We start from the raw sequence: 7000 nt of genomic DNA, 5'->3' as shown, positions 1-7000 counted from the left end.
AATTGGTCATTGATAATTGGTCATTGATAATTGGTCATTGATAATTGGTCATTGATAATTGGTCATTGAACATTGGTCATTGAACATTGGTCATTGATCATCGGAAAATGTTCATTAAAAATTATCCATCTCTGCCCTTTTGGTTTCCAGTTCCTCCAGTTCCAGATGTGCCGATTCCCACTGCTCCATCATGGCTTCCAGATTTTTCTGAACCTTCTGGTACAATTCAAAAAAGGCAGGGTCAGCTGCTTTTTCAGGATTTTCCATAATTGCCGACAATCCTTCAAGTTCTTTTTCGAATCTGGCTATCTCTTTCTCTGCTGAAGAAACAGCATTTTCGGCCTTTTTTATGCTCTTATTAAGCTCTTTTCGCTCAGCGAAGGCCATCTTCCCCGACAGGCCGGCACCCGCCCCATTTGCGCCAGAATCTTTCTTATTGGCTTTAGGAGGCACTTTCTCCAATTCTTGAAGATTGTCCATTTTCTTCTTTCGGAGGAATTCATAAATTCCACCCAGATGCTCTTTGATTTTCTTATTTGTAAATTCAAATATCCGATCTATCAGTCCGTCCAGAAATTCCCTGTCGTGAGACACCACAAGCACTGTACCTTCAAAATCATTAAGCGCCTGTTTCAGAATATCCTTCGACCGCATATCCAGGTGGTTGGTTGGCTCATCGAGCACCAGGAAATTTACAGGTTCCAGCAGAAGCATCACCATTGCCAGACGTGTACGCTCCCCACCAGACAAAACAGACACTTTTTTATCCACCTCTTCGCCACTAAAGAGAAAAGCACCAAGCAAATCCCTCACTTTAGTTCGCACATCTCCGGTAGCAACCTTATCCACCGTTTCAAAAACGGTCAGTTTATCATCCAGTCGCTCAGCCTGATTCTGGGCAAAGTATCCAATCTTGACCTGATGGCCCATTTTTAGCTTTCCATCGTACTGAAGCTCCTGCATAATGATTCGGGCCAGAGTGGTCTTACCTTCGCCGTTTTTTCCAACAAAAGCGACCTTTTCGCCCCTTTCAATATCAAAATCAATATCATCCAGCACCAGCAGATCACCGTACGACTTGGATAAATGCTTTCCGCTGGCCACAACCTTCCCGGAGTGCGGGGCCGGTGGAAATTTGATGTTCAGTTTACTGTTGTCGAATTCATCCACTTCAATACGGTCCAACTTCTCCAACTGCTTGATTCGTGACTGCACCTGTACCGCTTTGGTGGCTTTGTAACGAAACCGTTCAATAAACTGCTCGGTATCTCCAATCTTCTTCTGCTGATTGCGGTAGGCTGCCATCTGCTGTTCGCGCCGCTCCTGGCGAAGCGTCACAAAATGGGAATAGGAAGCTTTGTAATCATATATTTTACCCAGAGAAATCTCAATGGTCCGGGTAGTTACATTGTCCAGGAATGCTTTATCGTGCGAAATCAGCACTACAGCACCACTGTAATTCTTCAGGAAATCCTCAAGCCATGTAATCGACTCAATATCCAGGTGGTTGGTGGGCTCATCCAGCAGAAACAAATCAGGTTTTCGAAGCAAAATTTTGGCCAGTTCGATACGCATCCGCCAACCACCGCTAAACTCGGAGGTAGGTCTCTCAAAATCAGATGGTTTAAAGCCCAACCCTTTTAACGTAACTTCGATACGGGAGCGATAATCATGACCTCCAAACATATTGAAACGTTCGTTTGCTTCGGTCAGTTTATCAATCAAACCATAATAATCATCCGAATGATAATCTTCCCGGTGATGAATGGCATGTGTAAGTTCATCAATCTCTTTCTCCAGTCGTTTGATTTCCGAAAAAGCTTGTTCTGTTTCCTCAAAAACCGAAAAACGATCGTCGTGTTTCATCACCTGGGGTAAGTAACCCACAGAAAAGTCACGAGGCATCGTTACCTCACCCGAAGTAGGTTCCTGCAAGCCGGTAATCACTTTCAGAAGGGTTGTTTTTCCAGCGCCATTCTTTCCAACTAAACCAATTCTATCGCGTGGATTTATTAAAAAAGAAACATTCTCAAAAAGTAAAAAAGTACCAAAATCAAGTGTCAGTTGGTTAACAGAAACCATATAAAATTTACATTAAAACGATTCAATAATATTACCATCTTCCCCAATGGAAGTCATAGGTTGAAAAGAAATCACAGGGGTCCGGGTAACCTTGTAACCAGGTAGAAACTTGAGCAGGAATATCCCGTCGTTGTAAAAGCCTCCCCAATTGGAAATGCGTTTAAATGAGAAGTTAAACTGAACCGGCTGAACCTCCAGCAGCGGTTCGGGGCAAAACTCAAAAAACTCACCCCGCTTGGTCAGAGAGGAAATAAAATAGTACGCTACATCATATCCCCAGGCACCATAACGTGAATAACCTGACGATGAAGAGGAATTTTGAAAATAGGATGAAACGGCATGAGGTTCGGTATAATACCAGTTTCTGTATTTTTCAATAAAACTATGCGTTTTTTCACTCTCATAATCAAAGGCGAAGAAAGTAAACAACTGCGTATTGAGCGTAAACATATCCTCGGGCTCAATAGATTGGGCTCTAAGCCATTCAGTCATTCCAAACAAAGATATCTTCACCTTACCCTTCTCGGCAATTCCGGCCAGAGTAGGCACAATTTTAGAGAGGGTGGCCTCGCTGTTGGTGGGAACAACCACAAAATTCTTTTTCATAGGATCCAACAGGGCCTCCAGATTAGTCATGTCTTCTTTCCCCATCATGCGGTACTCCCGGTAGTTCATGTCTTTGTTTAAAGAAAATTCATTAAAAAAGACTTTTTGCCTGAGTTCATCCATAAATGCAGAAGCATATAGGTCCTCTCCTTCAGGAATAATGGCCAATAAATTGTAGGATTCTGACTGACGCACAATCTCGTTGGTCATTTTATTAAACAAAAGGGTGTCCGGAGTATTCACCTGAAACACATAAGGATTCCGATCCAGAACCGGGTTGACATTGGACAACGGATAGACCAGTTTTATTTGATGCTCGATAGAGAATTTGGATACCGCTTCCAGATCATCCGAACGAGCAGGTCCGATAATCATATCCACCTCTTTTAATTCGGGATTAGACTTCAGGAGCAACTCAATATTTCCGTTATGCTGTGAAATATCATAAACCGAAAGGTTGATGTTGATGTTTTGTTTTTTCAGTTCATCCAGGGCCAGTAGAACTCCCTCATAAAACTCGACAAAAATACGCGAACTGCGCGATATGACCGGATATTTCCGGGGGGTGCGAATGGTATCACCATTTTCTACTTTTACAATCGTGTTAGCCTCATCCGTCGCATCCAAAGCAAAAGGCAAAAGGAGTGCCACCCGGGCCGGACGTGCATGACCAATGCCTTCCCTGTTGTCGCATAAATACTGGGAAGGAATAAACCTTTCAATCTTCAGCGAGTCGGGAAAAGTCCCGGCAACCTTGCCCTCACCGTCAACACCCGACAGGTTCTGCACAAACCACTGGTCCTTGGGGATGTTGAGTTCAGTACCTTTTTTCAGGTTTGAAAAATCAACATCAGGATTGACTTTTCGGATGGTTTCCATATCCACATTGTATTGCCGGGATATGGAGAAAAGTGTTTCTTTCCGCCTCACTTTATGACGCTCAAACAGATCCTGATCTTTTGCTGACTGTCCGGAAGCCAGGGATTCATCCTTTTGCTGCCTGGGTATCCGAAGCATATAGCCCGGTTTCAAATCATTGGTGTCCACATCAGGATTGGCATCCCGTATCACCGCCAGGTCAACCTGGTAAAGCCGGCTGATGGAATAGAGTGTTTGACCCGGGCGGATTTCGTGGTAAGTATAAGCCTCTCCCTGAATCATGCCTTCCTTCGTTCCACCAGTTTGTACCGCAGCATCGGCAGAATCAACTACCCTGGGAATTCTCACCAATGTCCCGGGCAACAAGCTTCCATCCCGAAGTGCCGGATTATTATCTAAAATATCATCTACAGAAATATTAAATCTGCGAGCCAAAGAATAGAGGGTATTCCCGGGCTGAACCTCATAATACAAAAAGTCTTTATCCACCGACTGTTTATCGGGATCAATATCTTCCTTTATTATGGGAACCCGGATGATACTTCCAACAATCAGTTGTTTCTCCGAACCTGCATTGTGTTCGTATATATCTTCAACATCCACATCATACTTGCGTGAAATATACCAGGCTGTCTGGCCCTTCTCCACCGTATGCAGAATGTAATTTTCGGAACGCTCAATATTGGTTTTGTTATCATTTCTTCCTTTAATGACAGGAATTCTGACAACCTGATCTCTTTTTAATCCTCCATCCAGTTCCGGGTTGGCTTCAATAATCTCCTGCTGAGAAACATTATAGCGACGGGCCAATGCAAAAAACCCCTCTCCCGGCTTCACCACGTGCAGGTAATATTCCCGACCGTCAATTACAATTCGGTGCTCCCCTGAAGTTTGGTCATCCTGAGCTGGGACAACTGTACAGACCGTTGTTAACAATCCAATAAGTATTACAACAGCACTGTATTTTCGGAAAATATTATTTAACATGATCACTCTTTTCAAAATCGTTTTTTCTGGCCTACAAAAATCGCAAAAAAACATCAAACAAAGTACCAAAGATAAGTTTTTTAAAGGAAAGAAACTTTAAGTGCGTTACAATAGTGTCCTAAACATTGTTCAACAAATGGTATTTCATCCCTTAAACCCTGATCCCAATTATGGTTTTGTAATGTTTTGGCTTTCCAAAACCAACAAAAACCTATTTCGCAAAAAAAAGAGACGATTTTTCATTAAAACAAATTGGTGGTCGATTCTCATGTTAACATTACCTCTACAAATATTTGACTCACTTCTTCGGGGTCATGCATTTATATTTGAGGGAAGCAAAGCCTGATGGGCTCATTTGTTCGCAAAACACAAAATAACGACGCTGAAGGTGTCGTTTGCTTTGGTAATTGTTAGAAATTTCTTTTATAAAAGGTCAAAATATTCAAAATTGGTATCCAAACCTGTGATGAGCCAAGAATATTTATTTTAAACAAGGTTAGTGTTAGTTACGTTTTCGTTATTGCAGGAAAACGCCAAATACCGCGTTTTTCTTGCTTTTGAAACAGTCAATTAAATTTTCCTCAGAAATTTCGAAAAAATAAAAAACCCCCATCAAATAAATCATCTGAAAGGGGCTTTCTGTTTTTACAAACTGAATCTTTTGTGTCTGTTACTAAAAGTATATTTTTCTCAACGGCTCATCTATTAAAAATAAAAATTGTCATTCAGGGAAAACACTCATTTCAGGATTGCATTGATTTTTGAAACATTCATTTCGGGAAATATAATCCAAACATCTGGTTTTCCTTAAAATTTCATTGTCTGATAAGCCCTTCAATTTCTTTCAACTGGTGCTTAAACTCTGTGTTAGTCTCCTGTAGATTTTTAACGGCTTTACAGGCGTGCAAAACAGTTGCATGATCTCGCTGACCAATCTGAGAACCAATGGAGGAAAGCGATGAATTAGTATAGTTCTTGGAAAAATACATTGCCACCTGCCGGGCCTGAACAATCTCACGTTTTCTGGTTTTTGACTGCAGTACATCCATTTTCAGGCCATAAAAATCGCAAACTTTCTTTTGAATCTGCTCCACAGTTATCTCACGTTGGGGTTTACTAACCAGTCGGTCAACAACATTACGGGCAATATCAAGGGTGATTTCTGCCTTGTTAAGAGTGGACATAGCCAGAAGCGAGATTAGTGCTCCTTCCAATTCGCGTACATTATCGGTAATATGGGAGGCAATGTAAAAGACAATATCATCAGATACCGAAATACCATCCTTGTAAATTTTGTTGTTCAGTATATCCACCCGGGTATTAAAGTCGGGTGACTGCAAATCGGCCGGAAGCCCCCATTTAAAACGGGTCAGTAGTCGTTCTTTCATCCCCTTCAGGGCAACGGGTGCTTTGTCTGAGGTGAGAATCAACTGTTTACCAGACTGATGCAAGTGATTAAAGATGTGGAAAAAGGTGTTTTGAGTACCTTCTTTTCCAGCCAATTCCTGAATGTCATCAATAATCAATACATCAATCATCTGATAGAAATGCATAAAATCATTGGCCGAATTACGAGCAACAGAATCGGTATATTGGGTAGTAAATTTATTAGCGCTCACATATAGCACCGTTTTTTCGGGATAAAATTTCTTTACCTCGATACCAATTGCCTGTGCCAAATGGGTTTTTCCAAGACCGCTGTTGCCATACAAAAAGAGCGGATTAAAAGCGGTTTTACCGGGATTTTTTGCAACAGCCTCACTGGCAGAACGGGCCAGACGGTTGCAATCGCCTTCCACAAAATTATCAAAGGTATATTCAGGATTCAATTGTGGGTCAATATCCAGTTTCTTAACACCCGGAATAATAAAAGGATTTCTGATCTGAGGTTGCTCCTGACGTGAATACTTTTTGTCAACTGCGCGATTACGCAAATCATGACGTTCGGCTGTGGGATAATTGACGGTATAGGAATTGGAAACCGAAGGCGTTTGTTTACGTGCCATCACCACACTGTACTCAAGTTTGGCACCAGGCCCGATAATCTCCCGAAGAGCCTTCCCCACTAACTTAATGTACTGTTCTTCAATGAATTCGTAAAAATAGTAGGTAGGCACCTGTATCGTAAGCACTCTATGCTCCAGTTTAAGTGGAACAATGGGTTCAAACCAGGTTTGAAAATCGTTTCCTGGTATTGATGCCTGAATGTAATTCAGACACTCAGCCCAAATTTGCTTATGATCCAGTTTGATTTCTATGCCTTCCATTTTTACAATATGTTAATAATTCATGCTTCGGTAAGGACAAAATTTGCTAAAAAAAACTGGAAAAAAAAATGCCTTAGGGGTTGAAATTTTAGGAATCACTTTATACTGCTAATAGTCAAACTATTGAAATTAACCACTCATAAACATCTGTAAACCAGCACGTAATTCAAAAAAATTAA

Annotated in this window: 3 protein-coding genes; all 3 read right to left on the bottom strand. The window is 41.5% G+C overall.

The window, feature by feature from the left end; translation table 11 throughout:
- Positions 1–114: 114 nt before the first annotated feature.
- Entirely contained in the window at positions 115–2082 is a 1968-nt protein-coding gene (gene abc-f / locus QZZ43_RS04715) for a ribosomal protection-like ABC-F family protein (protein ID WP_291856751.1), read from the bottom strand.
- A 12-nt stretch (positions 2083–2094) separates the two neighbouring features.
- Positions 2095–4554 (bottom strand): LysM peptidoglycan-binding domain-containing protein, encoded by a 2460-nt coding sequence (locus tag QZZ43_RS04710; RefSeq protein WP_291856748.1) that lies wholly within the window; start codon positions 4552–4554, stop codon positions 2095–2097.
- A gap of 815 nt (positions 4555–5369) precedes the next feature.
- Positions 5370–6821: a chromosomal replication initiator protein DnaA gene (dnaA, locus tag QZZ43_RS04705; RefSeq protein ID WP_291856746.1), complete on the bottom strand. Its 1452-nt coding sequence runs from the start codon at positions 6819–6821 to the stop codon at positions 5370–5372.
- Between the last annotated feature and the right edge of the window lie 179 nt (positions 6822–7000).

It is taken from the genome of Marinilabilia sp. (assembly GCF_016278715.1).
In the GTDB taxonomy this organism is placed as follows: domain Bacteria; phylum Bacteroidota; class Bacteroidia; order Bacteroidales; family Marinilabiliaceae; genus Marinilabilia.
The sequence above is the reverse complement of the archived record's forward strand: the minus strand, read 5'-3'. Positions and strand labels throughout refer to the sequence as shown.